The sequence below is a fragment of the Flavobacterium anseongense genome, from assembly GCF_021608185.1.
Classification (GTDB): Bacteria; Bacteroidota; Bacteroidia; order Flavobacteriales; family Flavobacteriaceae; genus Flavobacterium; species Flavobacterium anseongense.
This window is the reverse complement of the sequence record NZ_JAKIHN010000001.1, coordinates 659,612-682,523: the sequence shown is the minus strand read 5'-3', so window position 1 is coordinate 682,523 and position 22,912 is coordinate 659,612. Positions and strand designations below refer to the sequence as shown.

At 36.4% G+C, this 22,912-nt stretch carries 16 protein-coding genes; 14 read left to right on the top strand and 2 right to left on the bottom strand.

Annotated features, from left to right (window positions below; genetic code table 11):
* Positions 1-54: 54 nt before the first annotated feature.
* The 5 genes from gdhA to L1S35_RS03005 all read left to right on the top strand — a co-directional run bounded on the left by gdhA (position 55) and on the right by L1S35_RS03005 (position 8,594).
* Positions 55-1,398 (top strand): NADP-specific glutamate dehydrogenase, encoded by a 1,344-nt coding sequence (gene gdhA, locus L1S35_RS03025; RefSeq protein WP_236396454.1) that lies wholly within the window; start codon positions 55-57, stop codon positions 1,396-1,398.
* Between the two features lie 122 nt (positions 1,399-1,520).
* On the top strand, positions 1,521-3,815 hold the full coding sequence (porZ, locus tag L1S35_RS03020) for a type IX secretion system anionic LPS delivery protein PorZ (RefSeq protein ID WP_236396452.1): 2,295 nt from the start codon (positions 1,521-1,523) through the stop codon (positions 3,813-3,815).
* A 35-nt stretch (positions 3,816-3,850) separates the two neighbouring features.
* Positions 3,851-4,564 carry a DNA repair protein RecO gene (gene recO / locus L1S35_RS03015; protein WP_236396450.1) on the top strand — a complete coding sequence of 238 codons (714 nt, stop codon included), beginning with the start codon at positions 3,851-3,853 and terminating at the stop codon, positions 4,562-4,564.
* A gap of 240 nt (positions 4,565-4,804) precedes the next feature.
* Positions 4,805-8,206 carry an isoleucine--tRNA ligase gene (gene ileS, locus L1S35_RS03010; protein WP_236396448.1) on the top strand — a complete coding sequence of 1,134 codons (3,402 nt, stop codon included), beginning with the start codon at positions 4,805-4,807 and terminating at the stop codon, positions 8,204-8,206.
* Between the two features lie 7 nt (positions 8,207-8,213).
* Positions 8,214-8,594 carry a TraR/DksA family transcriptional regulator gene (locus L1S35_RS03005; RefSeq protein ID WP_236396446.1) on the top strand — a complete coding sequence of 127 codons (381 nt, stop codon included), beginning with the start codon at positions 8,214-8,216 and terminating at the stop codon, positions 8,592-8,594.
* A 47-nt stretch (positions 8,595-8,641) separates the two neighbouring features.
* On the opposite strand, the gene L1S35_RS03000 is transcribed toward L1S35_RS03005, so the two are convergent.
* Positions 8,642-9,889, bottom strand: a complete 1,248-nt coding sequence (locus L1S35_RS03000; RefSeq protein WP_236396443.1) for an LVIVD repeat-containing protein — start codon at positions 9,887-9,889, stop codon at positions 8,642-8,644.
* A 183-nt stretch (positions 9,890-10,072) separates the two neighbouring features.
* Between L1S35_RS03000 and L1S35_RS02995 the strand changes: the two genes are divergently transcribed.
* Positions 10,073-10,696: a lipoprotein signal peptidase gene (locus tag L1S35_RS02995; RefSeq protein ID WP_236396441.1), complete on the top strand. Its 624-nt coding sequence runs from the start codon at positions 10,073-10,075 to the stop codon at positions 10,694-10,696.
* Here L1S35_RS02995 and L1S35_RS02990 read toward each other — a convergent pair.
* A complete protein-coding gene (locus tag L1S35_RS02990; protein WP_236396439.1) occupies positions 10,677-11,243 on the bottom strand; it encodes a 5-formyltetrahydrofolate cyclo-ligase in 567 nt (188 codons plus the stop codon). The two genes, L1S35_RS02995 and L1S35_RS02990, sit on opposite strands and share 20 nt — an antisense overlap.
* A gap of 80 nt (positions 11,244-11,323) precedes the next feature.
* Between L1S35_RS02990 and uvrC the strand changes: the two genes are divergently transcribed.
* The 8 genes from uvrC (at position 11,324) to L1S35_RS02950 (ending at position 22,901) form a co-directional block, all read left to right on the top strand.
* A complete protein-coding gene (uvrC, locus tag L1S35_RS02985) occupies positions 11,324-13,123 on the top strand; it encodes an excinuclease ABC subunit UvrC (RefSeq protein WP_236396437.1) in 1,800 nt (599 codons plus the stop codon).
* A gap of 8 nt (positions 13,124-13,131) precedes the next feature.
* Positions 13,132-15,345, top strand: a complete 2,214-nt coding sequence (locus L1S35_RS02980) for a patatin-like phospholipase family protein (RefSeq protein WP_236396435.1) — start codon at positions 13,132-13,134, stop codon at positions 15,343-15,345.
* Positions 15,346-15,425: 80 nt separating this feature from the next.
* A complete protein-coding gene (locus tag L1S35_RS02975) occupies positions 15,426-16,901 on the top strand; it encodes an amino acid permease (RefSeq protein ID WP_236396433.1) in 1,476 nt (491 codons plus the stop codon).
* Between the two features lie 265 nt (positions 16,902-17,166).
* Complete coding sequence (locus L1S35_RS02970) at positions 17,167-18,324, top strand: homogentisate 1,2-dioxygenase (RefSeq protein WP_236396431.1); 1,158 nt, start codon at positions 17,167-17,169, stop codon at positions 18,322-18,324.
* A 170-nt stretch (positions 18,325-18,494) separates the two neighbouring features.
* On the top strand, positions 18,495-19,658 hold the full coding sequence (gene hppD, locus L1S35_RS02965) for a 4-hydroxyphenylpyruvate dioxygenase (protein ID WP_236396429.1): 1,164 nt from the start codon (positions 18,495-18,497) through the stop codon (positions 19,656-19,658).
* A gap of 291 nt (positions 19,659-19,949) precedes the next feature.
* Positions 19,950-20,723 carry a DUF3108 domain-containing protein gene (locus L1S35_RS02960; RefSeq protein WP_236396427.1) on the top strand — a complete coding sequence of 258 codons (774 nt, stop codon included), beginning with the start codon at positions 19,950-19,952 and terminating at the stop codon, positions 20,721-20,723.
* Positions 20,724-20,726: 3 nt separating this feature from the next.
* Positions 20,727-21,659: a tryptophan 2,3-dioxygenase family protein gene (locus L1S35_RS02955; protein ID WP_236396425.1), complete on the top strand. Its 933-nt coding sequence runs from the start codon at positions 20,727-20,729 to the stop codon at positions 21,657-21,659.
* 6 nt (positions 21,660-21,665) lie between these two features.
* Positions 21,666-22,901, top strand: coding sequence for a M23 family metallopeptidase (locus L1S35_RS02950; protein ID WP_236396423.1), 1,236 nt, complete (start codon positions 21,666-21,668; stop codon positions 22,899-22,901).
* The last annotated feature ends 11 nt before the right edge of the window (positions 22,902-22,912 follow it).

Below are 22,912 nucleotides of genomic sequence, written 5' to 3'. Positions count from 1 at the left end.
ATATTTGTCCGATTTTACGAAATCGATTTCTTAAAAAATATAACAGTATAATTTATGTCACAAAGTATTAACGCATTTATGGAATTGGTTGCAAAAAGAAATGGTCATGAACCAGAATTTATGCAGGCAGTTATGGAAGTTGCTGAAACAGTAATTCCGTTTATCGAACAAAATAAAAAATACCAAAACAAAATGCTTTTGGAAAGAATGGTGGAGCCGGAAAGAGTAATCATGTTCCGCGTAACCTGGATTGACGATGCCGGAAACACTCAAGTAAACCGCGGTTACAGAATCCAAATGAACTCAGCAATCGGACCATACAAAGGCGGAATTCGTTTTCACCCTTCAGTAAATCTAAGTATCTTAAAATTCCTTGCTTTCGAACAAACATTCAAAAACAGTTTGACAACATTACCAATGGGTGGCGGAAAAGGTGGTTCTGATTTTGACCCTAAAGGAAAATCAGATATCGAAATCATGAAATTCTGCCAGGCATTCATGACGGAATTAGCTAAACATATCGGTGCTGATACTGACGTTCCTGCCGGAGATATTGGTGTTGGAGGAAGAGAAGTTGGTTATATGTTCGGTCAATATAAAAGGTTAAGAAACGAATTTACCGGAGTTTTAACCGGAAAAGGAATCACTTTCGGGGGCTCATTAATCCGTCCCGAAGCTACAGGTTACGGTGATGTTTATTTCGCCCAAAACATGTTAGCAACCAAAGGACAAAGCTTTGACGGGAAAACTGTTGTGGTTTCCGGTTCTGGAAACGTAGCACAATACGCTATCCAAAAAGCAACTGAACTTGGGGGAAAAGTAGTTACAGCTTCTGACTCTTCAGGATATATTTACGATGCTGACGGAATCAATGCTGAGAAATTAGCTTACATCATGGAAATCAAAAACGTAAACTACGGAAGAATTTCTGATTATGTGGCTAAATATCCTTCTGCAAAATTCGTAGCCGGAAAACGTCCATGGGAAGTGAAATGTGATATCGCATTGCCATGTGCAACGCAAAACGAATTAAACGGTGACGAAGCAAAAACACTAATCGCCAATGGATGTATATGTGTTGCCGAAGGTGCTAACATGCCATCAACTCCGGAAGCAGTTACTGAATTCTTAAATGCAAAAATTCTTTTCGCTCCGGGTAAAGCTTCAAATGCCGGTGGAGTAGCTACTTCAGGTCTTGAAATGTCGCAAAACTCTCTGCGTTTAAGTTGGACATCGGAAGAAGTTGACCAACGATTGAAAAATATCATGGCAAACATCCACGAAGCTTGTGTAAAATACGGTACAGATGCATCAGGATATACAGACTATGTAAAAGGAGCAAACATTGCTGGTTTCGTAAAAGTAGCCGATGCCATGTTAGCACAAGGGATAGTATAATTAATAAACCAACCAATTTAAACCCTTGAAATGCCATCATTCCTGATGGCATTTTTTGTTTCAAATACAACAATTAGATATTTTTTGCGTTTATACTATATTTGTATGCTAATTATTTTCAGATGAAAAAGTGCATTTTCGCAGTTTTATTTCTTTTTTTTCAAATAGGGTTATCACAACCATTTCAAAATTGGAAGGGTTATTTTTCATACAATCAAATTAAAGATATCTCGGAATCAACCACTAAAATTTATGCAGCAGCCGAAAATGCGCTGTTTACCAAAAACCTTGCTTCCAACGATATAAAAACTATAAATACCGTTGATGGGCTTTCGGGGCAAACCATTTCTGCGATTTATCACAGCAATACTTTCAATAAAACAATTGTAGGCTATGAAGACGGATTGATGATTGTCATAAATGATGCCGACGGAAGTATGCTTAATGTTGTAGACATCATCAATAAAAACATTCCGGCCAATATCAAAAGGGTAAACCATTTCATGGAACATGACGGCATCGTATATGTTTCCTGCGATTTTGGAATTGTACAATATAAATTGGCAACCTTAGAATTTGGCGACACTTATTTTATCGGTCCGGCCGGACAGGAAATAAAAGTCTATCAAACCACAATTTTCAATGGTGATATCTATGCAGTAACACAATTTTACGGAATTAGAAAAGCCGCAATAACAAATCCAAACCTTATTGATTTTGCCCAATGGCAGGTTTTTGACGGTGGCTATTGGAACGGAATCGTGACCTTCAACAATCAGTTGATTGCCATGAACACCAATAATAAAGTCTACAGACACAATGGGTTTTACTTCGAGGAATTTGGCACAATCGGACAGCCCGGACTTGATATTCGCGCTACCTCAAATTATTTAGTAGTAACTTCTTCGGGTCATGTTTTTATATACAACACCTCATTAAGTCAAATAATTCATATTCAAAACACACAAATAACTGCAATTCCGGTAACCTTTACCTGTGCGACTGTTGCCAACGAAACGATTTACATCGGAACAAATGAAAACGGCATTGTTTCTTCACCAATAAGTTCACCAACTAATTTCGAATTCATTATGCCCAACGGACCATTTCGAAATAATATCTTTTCAATCAATAGTTCGTCTTCCAATTTATGGGCAGTTTATGGTGGATATGACATTTTGTACAACCCCTACGCATATATAGGTTTTTCACTTTCAACATTTGGGATAAGTAAATATGACGCAACAAAAACATGGTCTTATATTCCTTATAGCGCACTCCCAAGCACAGAGGCGTTGACCAGAATTACAGTAAATCCAAATGATGAAAATCAGACGTTTTTCAGCTCTTATAATAGAGGATTACTGCAAGTAGACTCAGATGTGCCAACGACACTTTTTAACGAAAGCAACAGTACGTTGAAATCATTGAGTTCGCCATCAACAATAGGCATAAGAATTGGACCTTCGGTTTTTGATAAATCCGGAAATTTATGGGTAACCAACAGCCGTGTAAAAAACGGCTTAAGCGTTTTAAAGTCAGGCGGACAATGGCAGACTTTTGATATGGAAACGATTTTAACAGGTTATGCAAGTAATGATTACAGCAAAATTGCCATCGATAGAAACGGTACAAAATGGATAGCCTCCTATACAAATGGAGTGATTGCCTTTAACGAAACCAATAACATTTTTAAAAAATTAACCGAAGGAGTCGATTCAGGAAATCTGCCATCGCAGGATGTTAGAGCAATTGCGGTAGATAACCGAAATCAGGTTTGGATTGGAACAACCAAAGGATTACGCGTATTGCCAAGCGCAGGAAGCTACACCAGCGAAGAACAAATGAAAGCCAATGCCATAATTATTTTAGAAGACGGCTTGGCGCAGGAACTTTTATACGAACAGTTTATTACCGACATTGCCGTAAATGGTTCCAACCAAAAATGGATTGGCACTGCCGATTCGGGGGTTTTTCTATTTTCATCTAATGGTCAGGAAACCATTTATCATTTTACAAAAGACAATTCACCCTTGCCTAGCAATGTGATAAATGACATCGATATTAATTCGGTTACCGGTGAAATTTTCTTTGCTACCGATAGAGGAATGGTTTCTTTTCAAGGCATAGCAACAAAACCAGCCGATAATTTAGAATCGGTTTATGTGTATCCAAATCCGGTTCGCCCCGAATTTGTAGGAACAGTAAAAATCGCCGGATTAATCTCCAAAGCCAACATCAAAATCACCGACATCGAAGGAAATTTAGTCTACGAAACCACTTCCGAGGGAGGAACAGTAGAATGGGACACCACAGCCTTTGGTAAATACAACGTGGCTTCCGGAGTTTATATGATTTTCATCGCCGCCGAAGATGCTTCCGAAACTGCTGTTAAAAAAGTGATGATAATTCGGTAACTTCGTACTTCTAACTTCGTAAATCGTACCTTCTTTTGCTTGTCAAAACCAAAGCCATCGTCATTTCTTCGCTAAAATATCAGGAAAAAAGCCTGATAGTAAAATGTTTTACACAGTCTGATGGTTTAAAAAGCTATTTTGTTCCCAATGCTTTTTCGGCAAAGAAATCCAATCAAAAAATTGCCTATTTCCAACCATTGTCGTTACTGGAAATAGAAGCCAATCACAAGAACAAAGGCACTTTGGAGCATTTCAAAGAAATCAAATTGGCTCACGCTTACCAAACGATTTCAACTGATATTGTCAAAAGCACGATCGCCATCTTTCTTTCCGAAATCATCCATCACAGTATACACGAGGAAGAGCAAAACGAAAACCTGTTCGATTTTCTCGAATCGGCTTTGCTTTGGCTCGATGCGCACAACGAAATGGCTAATTTTCATCTGATTCTGATGTTGGAAATGACCAAGTTTTTTGGCTTTTATCCGGACAATTCTGAAGCTGTCTTCAAGTTTTTTGACTGCAAAGAAGGAAATTTTACAACCTTTCAGAGAACTAATTGCCTATCCGAACACGAAACGTTTCTGTTCAAAAAACTTATCGATTTAAAATTTGACTCCGACCAAAAAGTTTTCGCCGGTGTCGAGCGTCAAATCCTGTTAAAAATCCTCCTCGACTATTACGCCATTCACCTCGATGGCTTCAAAAAACCAAAATCACTCGAGGTTTTAAAAGAGGTTTTTGCCTGATTTAATTAGGGCGTTTCCCTTCGGGCCGTGCTTTCCGTTCCAATCTTTTTTTAAATTACCACGGGTTAAAACCCATGGCAATTTAAAAAAAGGATTTCCTCTCCAATCGCTAACGCAATTCACTTTACAATATTAAATTATTCTTGTTTTTACAGCAAAACGATAACTTTTGCCTCTTGCCTTTTGCCTATTTACTAATAATCACTACTTTCGCAGACTTGATTAAAGAAAACGACAAAAATGAGTACTAAGTTTACTGAATATAAAGGACTTGATTTGCCAAAAGTGGCCTCAGAAGTTCTTGATTTTTGGAAAGAAAACAACATCTTCGAACAAAGCGTAACGTCTCGCGAAGGCGCTACACCTTATGTGTTTTTTGAAGGACCGCCATCTGCAAATGGTTTGCCCGGAATTCACCACGTAATGGCGCGTGCGATTAAAGATATTTTCTGTCGTTATAAAACGCAAAAAGGTTTCCAGGTTAAGCGTAAAGCAGGCTGGGACACTCACGGTTTACCGGTTGAATTAGGCACCGAAAAAGAATTAGGCATCACCAAAGAAGACATCGGGAAAACCATTTCCATAGAAGAATACAACGAAGCGTGCAAAAGAACCGTAATGCGTTATACCGATGTGTGGAATGACCTTACCGAAAAAATGGGCTATTGGGTAGATATGGAAGATCCATACGTAACCTATAAATCCAAATACATGGAAAGCGTTTGGTGGTTGCTAAAACAGATTTACGATAAAGATTTATTATACAAAGGCTACACAATTCAGCCGTATTCTCCAAAAGCCGGAACTGGATTATCTTCACACGAAGTAAACCAACCTGGAAGTTATAGAGATGTTACGGATACAACGGTTGTAGCGCAATTCAAGACTCTAGCAGAAACCTTACCAGGCTTTTTACAAGGTTTTGGAACGGTTCATATTTTAGCCTGGACAACCACACCTTGGACATTGCCAAGTAACACTGCATTGACCGTTGGGCCAAAAATAGATTATGTTTTAGTAAAAACTTTCAATCAATATACATTCGAAGCTGTCAATGTGGTTTTGGCTAAAAACTTAGTCGGGAAACAATTCGGAAAAGGATTTTTTGCAAGTGAAGAAGCGTCAGATTTTGAAAATTTCAAAGCTGGCGATAAGAACATTCCGTTCAAAGTTTTAACTGAATTTAAAGGGAAAGATTTAGTCGGAATTAGATACGAGCAATTAATGCCATTGGCATTGCCATACCAAACTCCGGAAAATGCCTTCAGGGTTATTTCGGGAGACTTTGTTACTACTGAGGACGGAACCGGAATTGTACATACTGCGCCGACTTTTGGTGCCGATGACGCCAAAGTAGCCAAAGAAGCAAAACCCGAAGTACCGCCAATGTTGGTTTTGGATGCCAATGGAAATCTGGTGCCTTTGGTAGATTTACAAGGGAAGTTTATTGAAGGCTTAGGTGATTTGTCAGGTAAGTATGTGAAGAACGAATATTACGATGCAGGAACTGCACCGGAACGTTCCGCCGATGTTGAAATCGCCATCCAATTAAAAGAAGAAAATAAAGCGTTCAAAGTTGAAAAATACGTTCACAGTTATCCACACAGCTGGAGAACAGACGAACCATTATTATATTATCCGTTAGATTCCTGGTTTATCAAAGTAACCGAAATCAAAGACAGAATGTTCGACCTAAACGAAACCATCAACTGGAAACCAAAAGCAACCGGTGAAGGGCGTTTCGGAAACTGGTTAAAGAATGCCAACGACTGGAACTTATCGCGTTCACGTTATTGGGGAATTCCATTGCCAATCTGGAGAACGGAAGACGGAACAGAAGAAGTGATAATCGGTTCGGTTGAAGAACTTTATAATGCTATCGAGAAATCAATTGCTGCTGGTTTTCAAAAAGAGAATCCGTTTAAAGGTTTTGAAATCGGAAACATGAGCGAAGCCAATTATGATCTGGTTGATTTACACAAAAATGTTGTTGATGCCATTACGTTAGTTTCTCCATCGGGAAAACCTATGAAACGCGAAGCTGATTTGATTGACGTTTGGTTTGATTCGGGCGCAATGCCTTATGCACAATGGCATTATCCATTTGAAAACAAAGATAAAATTGACCAGAACAAAGATTTCCCGGCCGATTTTATAGCCGAAGGCGTTGACCAAACACGAGGTTGGTTCTATACATTACATGCTATCGGAACGTTGGTTTTTGATAAAATTGCTTATAAAAATGTAGTGTCAAACGGTTTGGTTCTGGACAAAAACGGACAAAAAATGTCCAAACGTTTAGGAAATGCTGTTGATCCGTTTACAACATTGGCGGAGTATGGTCCGGATGCCACGCGTTGGTACATGATTTCAAATGCCAATCCGTGGGACAACTTGAAATTTGATATCGAAGGTGTTGCTGAAGTGCGTCGTAAATTCTTCGGAACTTTATATAATACCTATTCGTTTTTCTCGTTATATGCTAATATAGATGGTTTTAAATACGCTGAAGTGGAAATCCCATTAGAAGAAAGACCGGAAATTGACCGATGGATTTTATCAGAATTGCATACTTTGATAAAAGTGGTTGATGAAGCTTACGCCGATTACGAACCAACAAAAGCAGCTCGAGCGATTTCTGACTTCGTTCAGGAGAATTTGAGTAACTGGTATGTTCGTTTGTGCCGTAGAAGATTCTGGAAAGGAGAATACGAAAAAGATAAAATTGCGGCTTATCAAACTTTGTACACTTGTTTGATAAACGTAGCAAAATTATCGGCACCTATCGCTCCGTTCTTTATGGACAAATTGTACCGTGATTTAGTTAATGCCACTAATAGTGAGGAATTTACCAGTATTCACTTGGCGAAATTTCCTGTTTCGGTTGAAAACTTTGTTGATAAATCACTCGAGAGCAAAATGATGAAAGCACAAACGGTTTCGTCACTGGTTTTATCACTTCGAAAAAAGGAAATGATAAAAGTGCGTCAACCGTTGCAAAAGGTTATGATTCCTGTACTTGACGATAATCAGCGTGTTGAAATTGAGGCGGTTTCCGACCTGATAAAAGCCGAAGTAAACGTTAAAGAAATCGAACTTTTAGACGATGCATCGGGCGTTTTGGTGAAGCAGATTAAGCCAAATTTCAAAGCACTTGGACCACGTTTTGGTAAGGACATGGGATTGATTGCCAAAGAGATACAAAATTTATCGGCCGAACAAATTAACGAATTAGACAGCAAAGGAGAGTTATCGCTTGTTATTTCAGGAAATAGTATAATTTTAACATCCGATGATGTTGAGATTTCCTCTCAGGACATTCCGGGTTGGTTAGTGGCAAATGCAAACGGAATTACAGTAGCATTAGACATTACCTTAACAGAAGAATTGGTAAAAGAAGGAATTGCCAGAGAATTAGTAAACAGAATTCAAAACCTTAGAAAAGATTCAGGATTTGAAGTAACAGATAAAATCAAGGTTCATTTGCAAACAAACAACGGTTTAGAAAAAGCAGTTACAGCCAATGAAAATTACATCAAATCGGAAACACTAACAGAAACCTTAGTTTTTGTAGATGATTTGAACAACGGTACAGAAATTGAGTTTGACGACATAAAAACAAAAATATTAATCTCAAAATAGCAAAAAGATGGTAGAAGAAAAAATGAGATACTCGGATGCAGATTTAGCAGAGTTCAAAGAAATTATTTTACAAAAAATAGAAAAGGCAAAAATTGATTTAGAGTTGATAAAAAGCGCCTATATGAATGATTTAAATAACGGAACCGATGATACATCGCCAACGTTTAAAGCATTCGAAGAAGGAAGCGAAACAATGTCTAAAGAAGCTAATTCGCAGTTAGCAATCCGTCAGGAGAAGTTTATCCGCGATTTGAAAAATGCCCTTTTCCGTGTAGAAAATAAGACATACGGCGTTTGTAAAGTTACAGGAAAGCTAATTTCGAAAGAAAGATTGCGCGTTGTTCCTCACGCTACGATGAGTATTGAAGCTAAAAATTTGCAACGATAACAATTTTACTAAACATAAAAAAGCTCCGAATTTCGGAGCTTTTTTATTTATAAATTGATTTGACTTAACTGTGTCAGAGTAAAATTAGGACCATAACTGTATTGCGTTATTTTATTATCACCAATAACAATTAAATGGTTGTCTAAAGGAATGATGTCTTTTACATTTCCTTCATAAGTATTTTCTAAAGTAAGACCAGCGCTATTAGCAGCATTAAATACTTTCAATCCGTTATTCCCGCAACCAACATACAGCGTACCATTTTTAATTCCTAATCCATAAGGCTCAGCAATAAGATACGTTGATAGTAAGGTCGGATTAGCAATATCGGTAACATCGATAACATTAATCTGATCTTCGATGGCACCGCAGAATGAACCGCCTCGAACAGTAATATAGGCAGTATGTTCATTAACAACTACAGGATCGCAGGCTGTTGCATGAGAAAATCCGGAAACAAAATAAGGGTTGAACTCGTCACTGGCATCAACCGTATACATTCCGGTAGTTGAACCTACAAATAATATATTTTTCTGGATAAATAAGGTTTCAAATTCTCCGCCACCAAACCATTGCGTCATATATACTTCTTTGTCAAAAAAGGTGGTAAGCGGGTTGGTGATATTGAAAACATTCAATTTATAAGAGTCAATTGTATAGAGCGCATTGTTTCTTATCTGAAAACGGGCATACGAACCGCCAGTTCCAATAGCATTTCCAACAGCACTATTAAATGATGCCAAAGCATCTTCTGCCCATATTACTTCCTGAGCATCGGGTCTGTCTCTCATTTCAATAGCAAAACCTGTAATTATTTCGTCTCCGGTTGGATGAACGGTGTAATCATAAAATTCAGCATCATCAGGATAAACAGGGCTAAAACCAATAGTGTTTTCTACCGTTCTTACCAAAGTGATATTTTGAATATTGCTTATATCAAAAACCAATAAATCGACAAAGTTGTCAGCAAAAAGATAATTTCCTTTCACCGAAATATCATGAACGCCTTCAATATTTATAAACGCAATATTTACAGGTGCAGCAGGATTAGTGTTGTTAAAAACATGAACGCCTTGTTCTTTTGCAATGTAGAAAAGATAATTTTCGGCAACATAAATTTTACCGTCAGAATTGGTTTGTCTTGCGGAGCTTACAGAGATATTTGCTCTAATTGCACCTAATGATTTTAAAGTCGGAACCGCAAATTTTGCTTGTTCTTTTTGAGAATCATCGGAATCACATGAAGAAATGAAAATCGAAAAAATACAAACCGCGAATAAATAAATTTTTTTCATAATCAGTCTTTTATTGGTTAGTTTCTTTTGGATGAAAAAAAACTAATTTGGTTGCTTTTGATGGTGAAGTTAACAATTCTTTTGCTAACATCCATAAAATGTATAGAATGAGATTTATAACTAAAAAATATTCTGCCTTTTGTATAATAATATTGTTATTTTTGCGCCAATAAAATCCAAGAAATGTCCTTAAGAAATTCCATTTTAATCATTGCCATTATTTTATTGGTTGACCAATTCGTCAAAATTTATATCAAAACCAATTTCGTTTATGGTGAAGCCGGACAAATTGACGTTGCCAGTTGGTTTAAAATATTACTGATAGAAAACGAAGGAATGGCTTGGGGAGCAAAAATTCCGGGAGCTAATGGCAAATTAATACTAACCGTTTTTAGAATTTTAGCCGTTTTTGGAATAGGTTATTGGCTGTATGATGCAAGCACAAAACACAGTTCTAATTATTTAATGGTTGCCATTTCTTTAATTTTTGCCGGTGCAGTTGGGAATATTATAGATTCTGTTTTTTATGGTGTTATTTTCGATAACAGCTACAATAACTTAGCAACTTTATTCGCTGAGAACCCTTACGGTACTTGGTTTCATGGTAAAGTAGTCGACATGTTATATTTCCCAATTATAGAAGGGAATTTCCCGGAATGGCTGCCAATTTGGGGTGGACATCCATTCAAATTTTTCAATGCTATTTTTAACATTGCCGATATGGCGATTTCAACTGGAGTTGGAATTCTGATAGTGTTTAACAAAAGAGCATTTGCTAAAAAGACTTCTATCGGAACGAATAGTTAGTTGTTGGCGTTACGCAATAATCTAACCGAATATCAGTTGGAGAAACATCATCAATAGTTTCTTCGGGTCCAAAAAAGGACAATCCAATTTTTATCACATCTTCAGGACATTTCGAGAGAAAGTTGTCGTAAAATCCTTTGCCATAGCCTACTCTGTTTCCAAGTTTATCATAAGCTAAAAGCGGAACAAAAACTACTTCAATTTTAGCGTTTGGGACTTCAATTCCGTCAGCAGGTTCGTAGATATTGTATTTATTTTTTTGAAATTTAGTATTGTCGGTCAATAAATAATTGGTCATTTCAAGCGTTTCAAAATTGCTTTTCGCCACTACAATTTCTTTGTCTTTACCTGCTAATATTTGAAGAATAAATTCGGTTTCTACTTCTTTTTGTTCGTCGATGGTCAGAAACAAATGAAAATAAGTTTTCTCCCAAATGTCTAGCTGCAACATTTTATTGGCTATCGCCAAACTCTTGTCTTCAATTTTGTCAGGTGATAATTCCTGACGCAAGGCTTTGTATTTTGCTCGGAGTTCTTTTTTATTCATACTTCAAAAGTACTTTAATTTTTATAACTTTGAAATTGTTTCAAAATCCTAAATCCTGATTCGCAAATCCTAAATCTTTCATGGAAATTCCTTCTATCGAACTTCAAATACAAACCCTTCCGGATAATCCCGGCGTGTATCAGTATTATGATAAAGAAGGCAAAATACTGTATGTTGGCAAAGCCAAAAATCTCAAAAAAAGAGTTACTTCCTATTTCAATAAAGTTCATGACAACGCCAAAACCAACGTGTTGGTCAGGAAGATTGTTACCATTAAACACATCGTAGTTTCATCGGAACAGGATGCACTTTTGTTGGAAAACAATCTGATAAAAAAACTACAGCCACGTTATAATGTCTTGCTGCGCGATGACAAAACCTATCCGTGGATTTGCATCAAAAAAGAACCTTTTTCCCGAATATTTCCAACGCGAAGAATGATTAAAGACGGCTCAGAATATTTTGGTCCGTACACTAATTTTAAAACGGTAAATACTATTTTAGATTTGATTAAAGAGTTGTACCCGTTGCGGACCTGTAACTATGATTTGAGCGAAAGCAACATCAAATCGGGCAAATTTAAAGTGTGTTTGGAATATCACATAGGGAATTGCAAAGGCCCATGTGAAGGATTGGAAACTATAGAAAACTATCAGAAACAAGTTGAAGCGATTCGTCAGATTCTGAAAGGAAACTTCAAAGACAGCATGCGTGATTTCAAAAAGCAGATGAATGATTTTGCAGCAGAAATGAAATTTGAAGCCGCTCAAAAAATCAAAGAAAAGATAGCTGTTTTAGAAAATTATCAGTCATATTCTACTGTTCTTAATCCAAAGATTTCCAACATAGATGTGTTCTCGATTGTTTCGGATGAAGCAATGGCTTACGTCAATTTTTTACAGATTTCGCATGGCGCCATCATTCGCTCATTCACATTGGAACTCAAAAAGAAATTAGATGAAACCGATGAAGAGTTATTAGAACTTGCAGTTGTTGAACTTCGGGAACGCTTTAACCTGACATCCAAAGAGATTATTTTGCCGTTTGCTTTAGATTTTGGCGATAAAATAAAAGTTACTGTGCCACAACTCGGAGACAAAAAACAAATTCTTGACCTTTCCGAAAGAAATGCAAAATACCAACGATTGGAGCAACTGAAACAAATTCAGATTACAGATCCGGAACGCCATACCAATAGAATTATGGCACAAATGCAGAAGGATTTACGACTTTCGGTTGAGCCTAGACATATTGAATGTTTTGATAACTCGAATATTCAGGGGACGAATCCGGTTTCGGCTTGTGTGGTTTTTAAAGATGGTAAACCAAGTAAAAAAGACTATCGTCATTTCAATATCAAAACCGTTGAAGGACCAAATGATTTTGCATCAATGGAAGAAGTGGTTTACAGAAGATACAAACGTCTTTTGGACGAAAAACAATCGTTGCCGCAATTAATCATTATTGATGGTGGGAAAGGGCAATTGTCATCGGCATTGAAAAGCATTGATGATTTAGGCTTACGAGGAAAAATTGCCATCATCGGAATTGCCAAACGACTGGAAGAATTGTTTTATCCGGGTGATTCAGTTCCACTGTATCTGGATAAAAAATCGGAAACCTTAAAAATTATTCAGCAGTTGCGTAACGAAGCACATCGTTTCGGAATTACACATCATCGCGATAAGCGAAGTAAATCGGCATTAAATTCGACCATAGAACTGATTCCTGGAATTGGCGAAAAGACCATGCTCACGTTATTAAAACATTTCAAAAGTGTTAAAAGATTGAAATTAGCCACAGAAAAAGAAATTTCTGATGTTGTCGGAGTATCAAAAGCCAAAAAAATTTCCGAATTTTACAACATAAGTAAACCCTAACCCGTTTTATGAAAAAAATAATACTTGTTTTTATTGGTATTTTTTTCCTTCAGACTATTGTTGCTCAAGACACTATTAAAAAAAACCGGCCAAAAATTGGTTTGGTGCTTAGTGGTGGTGGTGCCAAAGGATTTGCACATATTGGCGTCTTAAAAGTATTAGAACAGGCAGGCGTAAAAATCGATTATATTGGCGGTACAAGTATGGGCGCTGTTGTTGGCGGTTTGTACGCTTCGGGTTATAATGCGACTCAAATAGATTCAATTTTTTATAATACCGACTTTGATCAGTTGCTTCAGGATTACATTCCACGTTCATCCAAAAACTTTTATGAAAAGCGCAACGATGAAATGTATGCAATCACACTTCCTTTTAATAAACTCAAAATAGGCATTCCAATAGCGCTTTCTAAAGGAATGTATAATTATAATTTGTTATCAAAACTTACGCATAATGTAAGGAACGTTACCGATTTTAATAAACTTCCCATTCCGTTTTTATGTGTCGCTACGGATATCGAAAAAGGCGAGCAAGTGGTTTTGCAAAATGGTTATTTGGCGCAAGCGATGTTAGCCAGTTCGGCTTTTCCATCGTTATTTTCCCCGGTAGAAATTGACGGTAAACTTTTGATTGATGGTGGCGTTGTTAATAATTATCCTGTAGAAGAAATCCGGAAAATGGGAGCAGATATCATCATTGGAGTAGATGTTCAGGACGATTTGAAAGATAGAACTTCGCTGAAAGATGCTACTCGAATTTTGGTTCAAATAACAAATTTGGACATGATAAAGATGATGAAAGATAAGGTTAAACTAACCGATATTTATATTAAACCCGATGTTTCTGATTATGGTGTAATTTCTTTTGATGAAGGAAGAGAAATTATCAAGAAAGGCGAAGCTGCTGCTTTTGGGGTTTATGAACAAATTAAAAAACTTGGTGATACAACAGGAACATATCAACCTAATAAAATGAAGGTTGAAAAGGATTTTTTACAAATAAAAAGTATTTCCATAAACAAATTGGATAATTATACCAGAGCTTATATGCTGGGAAAACTGCATTTTAAAAGCGGGAGTAAAATAAGTTATGAAGATTTGAAAACGGGAATTAACAACTTAAATGCAACTCAAAATTTTAGCAGAATTAGCTACACCATTGAGAAAAATCAAGACGAAGATGAATTAAAATTGAGTTTGACTGAGAATACGACGAAAACCTTTTTGAAGTTCGGGCTTCATTATGACGGCTTGTACAAAAGTGCAGTTTTGGCGAATATTACCCAAAAAAAATCACTGTTTAAAAATGATGTAGCATCACTCGATATTGGACTTGGGGATAACATCCGATACAATTTTGATTACTATATAGACAATGGTTTCTATTGGAGTTTTGGTTTCAAATCACGCTACAATACTTTTAACAAAAACGTTAGTACCGATTTTAGAAACGGGGAATTGTTAACGCAATTAGGATTAAGCACAATCAATATTGATTTTTCAGATTTAACGAATCAAGCGTACCTGCAAACTGTTTTCATTCAAAAGTTTTTAATTGGAGCCGGAATAGAGCATAAATATTTAAAAATAGAATCAGAGAATTTGGGACAAATTAATCCAACGTTTGAGAAAAGTACTTATGCAAGTGTTTTTGGTTATATGAAATACGATTCTTTTGACAATAAACTATTTCCAAAAAAAGGATGGTTGTTTTCCGGAGATATTCAATCCTATTTATTTTCTTCCGATTACACAAAAGAATTCAATCGCTATTCAATTGCAAAAGGGGAAATCGGAATTGTCAAAACTTTTTATAACAAGATAACATTAAAAGTACAGTCAGAAGCCGGTTTTATTATTGGTGAAGATAGTGTTCACTTTTTCGACTTTGTTTTAGGAGGTTACGGTTTTAATACAATTAATAATTTCAAACATTTTTATGGATACGATTTTTTGAGTATATCGGCAGATAGTTATATTAAATCATGCTTCACTTTGGATTATGAGATTTACAAAAAGAATCACATAAATTTTGCTGCAAACTATGCCAATGCCGAAGATGATTTATTCGAGAACGGGGATTGGTTATCAAAACCAAAATATACAGGCTATGCTATCGGATATGCTTTAGAATCAGTTGTTGGACCAATCGAAATCAAATATTCCTGGTCGCCCGAACTGACTAAAGGATTTACTTATTTTAGCATTGGCTTTTGGTTTTAAAAAAACCGAAAAACATTTTTATATATTTCACACATAAAAAACTATATTTGAATACTATTTTTTAACTAAAAAACCACAATATGTCTATTTGGAAAAGAAAACCTATGGCGCTGTTACTTGCTGAAGCGTCTGAATCTGAAAAAGGATTAAAAAGAACACTGACCGCTTGGTCACTGGTCGCTCTTGGAATTGGAGCAATCATCGGTGCCGGACTTTTTGTTAGAACAGCAACAGCCGCAGCTCAAAATGCCGGGCCATCAGTTACCATTGGTTTCATCGTTGCAGCCATTGGTTGTGCTTTGGCAGGTTTGTGTTATGCCGAATTGTCCTCTTCTATTCCTATTGCCGGAAGTGCTTATACTTACACTTATGCTACTATGGGTGAATTCCTAGCATGGATTATCGGTTGGGATTTAATATTAGAATATGCCGTTGGAGCAGCTACTGTTGGTATCGCATGGAGTGAATACCTCAATAACCTTCTGGTCAATGTGCTCCATGTGAGCCCAATTCCGTATGAGTGGTGTCATTCTCCTTTTCAAACTTCAGCCGATGGTATAAGCGGAATAATTAACCTGCCTGCACTGTTTATCGTAGCTGCCATCAGTTTGCTTTTAATCAAAGGAACACAAGAATCTGCTTTTGTAAACGGAATTATTGTAGTAGTTAAGGTGGCGATTGTTGTTATGATTATAATTTTTGGATGGCATTTTGTAAAACCTGAAAATCATACGCCTTATATACCTGAACCGGGAATCTTTACAGACGAACACGGTGTTGGTCATAGTTTTGGAGGAATTATGGGAATTCTAGGCGCGGCAGGAACGGTCTTCTTCGCTTTCATCGGATTTGATGCGGTGAGCACAGCAGCTCAGGAAACCAAAAACCCAAAACGCGATATGCCAATTGGAATCCTCGGATCTTTGGCAGTTTGTACTGTTTTGTATATTCTTTTTGCTCATGTATTGACAGGTCTTGAATCGGTTGAGTTTTTTAGAACAGGCGGAAAAGAAGCATCTGTTGCTAATGCGATAACTTCGGCAATGCCGGGATTTGAATGGTTGGCTCAGTTCGTAACTGTGGCAATATTAGCCGGATTCTCATCTGTAATTTTAGTAATGCTATTAGGTCAGTCAAGAGTATTTTACTCAATGGGTAAAGATGGTTTGTTGCCAAAGTCATTCAGTGATGTACATCCAAAATTCAAAACACCATACAAAGCTAACTTGGTAATTTTGGTAATTGTTGGATTATTTGCCGCATTTATTCCGGGGGATATTGTTGGTGATATGACAAGTATAGGAACACTTTTTGCCTTTATATTGGTTTGTATTTCGGTTATTGTTTTAAGAAAAACAGAGCCTGATATGAAACGCGAATTTAAAACACCATTGGTGCCATTAGTACCAATTTTAGGGATAATTGTTTGTCTTGCTATGATTTATGGATTAGGCTGGACAAACTGGTTAAGACTTATCGGTTGGTTAGCTATCGGTTTTGTTGTTTATTTTGGCTACAGCAAGAAAAATAGCAGACTGAATAATGATAAAGAATAATTTTCTGAAAATATAAATCACAAAAGGATTAAAGGGTTCGCTCTTCAATCCTTTTTTGTTTTATTAAAAATTGATAAATATCATTTTCAGCATTTATATTTTTCCGATATTTGTGTACATGAAAACTACTTGGAATAATTTGCTAGCACATTTAAAATTTCTGATTAAGAGAAATCCGGAATGAGTTAATCAATGGATCAATTATTCAATGTAACAATATACCAATTGCTACATTTTCACATTGTTTAATTTAATCATTATTATTATGCCACTATATCATAAACTTGGCGATTTCCCACAAAAAAGACACGTGCAGTTTGAAAAACCCAACGGAGGTTTCTATTACGAACAGCTTTTTGGCACCGAAGGATTTCACGGTCATGCTTCTCTGCTGTATCACGTTCACAGACCAACACAAGTCAAGGAAATAACCAAATCATATTCAGTAGAACCCAAAATTGCCATAGGCAAAAATATAAAGTCATTGCTGCTGAAAGGTTTCGAATTAAAACCCGAAGATGATTTCCTCGATAGCCGGAAAGCCATGCTCGTTAACCGCGATTGCATTATTGGACTTGCGGCTCCAAGAAAGTCACTCACAACTTATTTCTACAAAAACGCCGATGCAGATGAAATGATTTTCATTCACAAAGGAAAAGGAAAATTGCGCACGATGATGGGTAATATTTCATTCGAATACGGAGATTATCTTATCATTCCACGCGGAATGATTTATCAAATCGAATTCGAAAGTTCCGATAACCGATTGTTTTATGTAGAATCATATACGCCATTTTATACACCGAAAAGATATAAAAACGCATCCGGACAACATTTAGAACATTCCCCTTTTTGCGAACGAGATTTTAAACTGCCAACCGAGTTGGAGACGCACGATGAAAAAGGAGATTTCACAATCAAAATCAAAAAAGAAGGTATGATACACGAAATGGTATATGCTACTCATCCTTTTGATGTGATTGGTTGGGACGGATATAATTTCCCATACGGTTTCAGTATCCATAATTTTGAGCCAATAACAGGTCGTGTGCATCAACCGCCACCGGTTCATCAAACATTTGAAACGGCAACTTTTGTGGTTTGCTCGTTCTGTCCAAGGGTTTATGATTACCATCCAAAAGCAATTCCGGCACCATACAATCACAGCAATATTGACAGCGATGAGGTTTTGTACTACGTTGATGGTGATTTTATGTCACGAAATAATATCGAACAAGGACATATTACGTTGCATCCAAAAGGAATTCCACACGGTCCGGCACCAGGCGCAATGGAAAGAAGCATTGGCCAAACCGTAACACAAGAATTAGCCGTGATGGTGGACACGTTCCGTCCATTGATGGTAACCGAAGAAGCTATGGGATTAGACGATGGAGAATATTATAAATCCTGGGTAGAGTAAATGTCATCCTAAGCTTGTCGAAGGAAGGAGCTATTTCCTGCTGTCCGCTATATCTTTTTTGTTTTTGAAAAACAAAAAAGGATGCCGCTACCATCAGGGCTAGAAGTTAAAACTAACAACAACATTCGGATTATCAAATAACCAAATAACCGAATTAACAAATTAACACAATGAGTAAAGAAATAAAATCCGTAGAATACGGACTGGAAAAAATATTCGAAGGCGCACAGGATTTCCTTCCGCTTTTAGGAACAGATTATGTCGAATTTTACGTTGGCAACGCAAAACAGGCAGCACACTTTTACAAAACAGCTTTCGGATTTCAATCATTGGCGTATGCCGGATTAGAAACAGGAATAAAAGACAGAGCGTCTTATGTATTAAAACAAGATAAAATTCGTTTGGTATTGACAACAGCTTTAAACAGCAACTCTCCAATAGGTGAACACGTTAAAAAACATGGTGATGGCGTTAAAGTTATTGCTCTTTGGGTAGAAGACGCGCGCAAATCTTTTGAAGAAACTACAAACCGCGGAGCTAAACCTTATTTTGAACCTGTTGTTGAAAAAGATGAAAATGGAGAAGTAGTTCGCGCAGGTATCTATGGTGCTTATGGGGAAACCGTTTTTGTTTTTGTTGAACGTAAAAATTATAACGGAATCTTTTTACCCGGATACAGCGAATGGAAATCTGACTACAATCCGGCGCCTGTTGGATTGAAATTTATCGACCATATGGTTGGAAATACAGGTTGGAACAGAATGAATGAAGCGGTAAAATGGTTTGAAGATGTCATGGGATTCGTAAACTTTCTTTCTTTTGATGACAAACAAATCACGACAGAGTATTCTGCTCTAATGTCTAAAGTAATGTCGAATGGAAATGGAAGAATTAAATTTCCTATCAATGAGCCTGCAAACGGTAAAAAACGTTCTCAAATAGAAGAATATTTAGATTTCTATGAGGATGAAGGTGTTCAACACATTGCTGTTGCTACTGATGATATCTTAAAAACCGTAGCCGATATGCGTTCAAGAGGTATCGAATTCTTAAGCACACCGCCACAAGCATATTATGATGCCATTCCCGAAAGATTAAAAGACCATATGGATAAATTCAAAGAAGACATCAATGAACTTCAAAAATTGGGAATCATGATTGACGCCGATGAAGAAGGTTATCTGTTACAAATATTTACCAAACCTATAGAAGACAGACCAACATTGTTTTTCGAAATCATTCAAAGAATGGGAGCCAGAGGTTTCGGTGCCGGAAACTTCAAAGCGTTATTCGAATCTATCGAAAGAGAACAAATGTTGAGAGGGACTTTGTAAAAGATTATTTTCTTTGAATATTATTTAAAAAATAACCACAAAAAAGACTATTCTTTATTAATTAATTGTTAAAGTTAAAAAAACACTTGTAATTATGCAATAGTTTTAATTACATTTGCACCATCAAAAAAACGGGGAGTGGTTTCCTCTAATTTTTGGATAAATTTTCATAATTTATAGTTTTTTGGTTGGTTAATAGCATAAAAACTCAGTCATTAATTTGATTGGGTTTTTTTGTTTTAATACATTTGGAACAGAAATTGCAATTGCAGTATAAAAATAACCCCAAACATGAAAAAGTATTTTCTATTATTATTGGTTTTTATAACTGTAAGTTTCGATACTCAAAAACCCGACGCCTATGATTCAGGGGAATGGTTTAAGTTTAGAATCCATTACGGATTTGTAAATGCAGGCTATGCTACTCTCGAAGTAAAAGAAGCTCTCAAAGGGAATAAAAAAATATATCATGCCATAGGCAAAGGATATACAGTCGGAATGTCACGTTTTTTCTTTAAGGTAGATGATAACTATGAAAGTTATTTTGATAAAGTTACAAACAAACCTTTTCAATTTGTTAGAAAAATTGACGAGGGAGGTTACACTAAAAATCAGGAAGGATTTTTTAATCAAGATGCCAATAAGGTCTTAGTAAAAGATTATAAAAACAAAACAGAAAAAACGATTTCTGTTACCGAGAATGTTCAGGATATAATTTCAACTTTTTATTTTTTAAGAAACCATCCAAACATTGATAAACTCAAAGTTGGAGAATCGATTGTAGTAGATATGTTTTTTGATGATGAAATATTTAAGTTTAAGTTAAAATTTATAGGCAGGGAAAATTTAAAAACTAAATTTGGAACCGCCTCAACAATGATGTTTAGACCAATTGTGCAGTCGGGAAGAGTCTTCAAAGAGGAAGAAAGTCTTACGGTTTGGATTTCAGATGATGAAAACAAAATTCCGTTGAGAATAAAAGCCAGCTTAGCAGTTGGATCCATAAAAGCCGATTTGGACAGTTATAAAGGATTAAAAAATCCATTTATGGTTAAATTAAAATAATTGATGAACACTAAAACAAATTCAGAAGCACTATTAGAAGCATTAGAACAAAAATTTGATGCTATAAATCAAAAAACCGAAACCCATCTTGAAGGTTTGCTTTGGTCAAAACCAATAACTTATTGGGATTATATCCAAACGGATGCGTTACTGAATTTGCAAATACAAAGAACCGTTCTTCCTGACGAAATGGTTTTTATTATGTATCATCAGGTCAATGAATTATTGTTCAAAATGATACTTTGGGAAATCAATCAACTGTGTCATACCGATAAACCAAAAACCGATTTCTTTACTGAAAAACTTAGACGAATCAGCCGCTATTTTGATATGTTGACGACTTCTTTCGACATCATGGGAGACGGAATGGAAGTAGAACAATACATGAAATTCAGAAACACACTAACTCCGGCAAGCGGATTCCAAAGCGCACAATACCGATTTATAGAATTCGCTTCAACCGATTTAATTAACCTGATTGACTATCGATTCAGAGCCAACATAGACCGCAATACACCTTATTCGCACGCACTCGAACATTTGTATTGGCAAGCTGCAGGCAAAGACCATGCAACTGGAGAAAAATCATATCTAATTTTAGAATTCGAAAGGAAATATCGTGAAGAGTTTCTTCGCTTCATGGAGGAATACAACACGATTAACATCTGGCAAAAATTCAAACAATTGCCCGAAGCGGATCAAAAAAATGCAGAACTAGTAAAAGCGATGCGCCATTATGACTACACAACTAATGTTACATGGGTAATGGGGCATTTGAATGCTGCCAAAAAATATATCGACAGCGGAAAAGGTTCTGGCGAAGCAACAGGAGGAAGCGATTGGAAAAAATACATGCATCCAAAATACCAACGCAGAATATTTTTCCCTGAATTGTGGAGCGAAGAAGAATTAAAAAACTGGGGCGAAGGAGTATAAAAGCATATGTTAAAAGTTTTCCAAAAAGTAGTTGTCGTTTTTCTTCTCTCAACAGTCATAATCTCATGTAATCAAGCCAAAGAAGAAGAAGTTATTGTTCCGAAAGCCAAACCAAAATTGGTCGAGTTCGGATTCAATATTCATGATTTTAATATCGTTAACGATACTATAAAATCAGGTGATACTTTTGGGAGTCTATTAGAAAAACAAAACCTTAACGGAAGAGAAGTTTACGATATTGTCGCCAAAGTAAAAGACACTTTCGACGTTAGAAGCATCCGAAAAGGAAAACCATTTACTATTTTAAGAAGTAAAGACAGAACCAACAAAATTCAGGTTTTTATATACCAACCGGACAAATTGAATTTCTATGTGATTGATTTCAGAGATTCAATAGTCGTTCATAAAAAAGCAAAGCCATTAATGTTTAAAACCCGAACCATTGCAGGAGCATTAAATGGTTCGCTTTCTGAAACACTTCAAAATCTAAAAGTTGATCCCGCACTGGCCACAAGAATAGCTAAAATTTATGCCTGGTCGATTGACTTTTTCAAATTAAAAAAAGGAGATAAGTTTGCCTTAAAGTTTACCGAACGATACATCAATGATACAATTTATGACGGCGTTGATAGTTTAAAAGCATCCTTTTTTGAATACAAAGGAAAGAAAGTATATGCTTTCCCTTTTGCTCCGGATGCCAATACCAAAAAGCAGCAATACTTCGATGAAGAAGGAAAAACATTGAAAAACTTTTTCCTAAAAGCACCATTAAAATTCATAAATATCACTTCAAGATATACTAAAAACAGATTTCATCCTGTTCAAAAAAGATGGAAAGCGCACAACGGAACAGATTATGCAGCACCAACAGGAACGCCGATTATGTCAACAGCTGCAGGGTTTGTTGAGCAGGCAGGTTATACTACTGGTAACGGAAATTTTGTCAAGGTAAAACACGACAGAACCTATTCAACGCAATATTTACACATGTCAAAAATATTGGTCAGACGCGGTCAAAGAGTAACACAAGGTCAGGTTATAGGTAAAGTTGGAAGCACAGGTTTAGCAACCGGACCACACGTTTGCTATCGTTTTTGGAAAAATGGTGTGCAGGTTGACGCTTTACGATTGAAATTGCCAACATCTACAGCAATGGATTCAAAGTATAAACAAAAATATATGGAATACATGAATCCGCTAAAAAGAGAATTGGATAGTATTTCTGAGGCTTCCAAAAAATAATTTTCTCAACT